Origin of the sequence: Pseudomonas sp. 2VD (assembly GCF_005503585.1) — a bacterium.
GTDB classification, from domain to species: domain Bacteria; phylum Pseudomonadota; class Gammaproteobacteria; order Pseudomonadales; family Pseudomonadaceae; genus Pseudomonas; species Pseudomonas aeruginosa.
Genome location: NZ_SCND01000684.1, coordinates 1 through 1,058 on the forward strand (window position 1 = coordinate 1; position 1,058 = coordinate 1,058).

The window sequence follows — 1,058 nt, forward strand, 5'->3', positions numbered from 1 at the left end:
GCATGGCATGGCGCGGCGCGTACTGAACCTCGAGCGGCTGGTCGGCCGGCTCGCGGTGGTCCATGAAGGTTCCGACCTCGTGCACCTTCTGGTGCAGGCTGCCGCCGAAAGCCACGTTCATTTCCTGGAAACCGCGGCAGATGCCGAGGACCGGAATGCCGGCGTCGATGGCGGCGCGGACCAGCGGCAGCGTGGTGGCGTCGCGGTCGGAGTCGTGGAGGGTGCCGGGCTCGCTCGCCGGTCCACTATAATGACGGGGCTCGACGTTCGACGGCGAGCCAGTGAAGAGCAAGCCGTCGACGCTGTCCAGCAGGGCTGCCTGGTCGATCGACTCGCCCAGCGCAGGAATGATCAGCGGGAGACCGCCAGCGCCGTTGGCGACGGCACGCAGATATTTGTCGCCGGCAATGTGGTAGGGATGAAGACCGATCTGCTTGGTGCAGGCGGTGACGCCGATTAACGGCAGGCGAGACATGAGACACCCGTTGTTTGTAGATGTTATGGGGTTTGGCCGAGCTTAGCGTTGTTCATTTTTTTACACAATAGGCCTGTAAAAAATTGAACACGCACTCCTGAACACCCTTCGACGCGAGGTTTTTTTCGGCTTTTCGTCCGGCGAAAATGCCCTGAAAACGGCCTCAACGCCCCACAAGAGGGCGTTTTTGGCGGCTATTGACATCCCACAGGCTTTCGGATTGACTCATAGCCTACCCCCCGCATGATTGAAATTTTTAACAAAAAAGGTGTTGCATCATGTCGGTACCCCAGCGTGCCGTTCAGCTCACTGAACCGAGCGAGTTCCTCAAGGAACATCCCGAGGTCCAGTTCGTCGACCTCCTTATTGCAGACATGAATGGCGTGGTTCGCGGCAAGCGGATCGAACGCAACAGTCTGAACAAAGTCTTCGAAAAAGGTATCAATCTCCCCGCTTCCCTGTTCGCCCTCGATATCACCGGCTCCACCGTAGAGAGTACCGGCCTGGGTCTCGACATCGGCGACGCCGACCGGATCTGCTACCCGATCCCCGGCACCCTCTCCATGGAACCCTGGCAGAAGCG

General features: G+C 59.4%; 1 protein-coding gene and 1 pseudogene. One reads left to right on the top strand and one right to left on the bottom strand.

Annotated elements, in window-relative coordinates; translation table 11 throughout:
* Positions 1-475, bottom strand: a 475-nt coding sequence (locus FFS27_RS33065) for a gamma-glutamyl-gamma-aminobutyrate hydrolase family protein (protein ID WP_137952578.1), incomplete at its 3' end; no start/stop codon positions are given.
* Positions 476-753: 278 nt separating this feature from the next.
* On the opposite strand from FFS27_RS33065, the pseudogene FFS27_RS33070 reads away from it, so the two are divergent.
* Positions 754-1,058: pseudogene (locus FFS27_RS33070) on the top strand (glutamine synthetase); the annotation flags it as partial.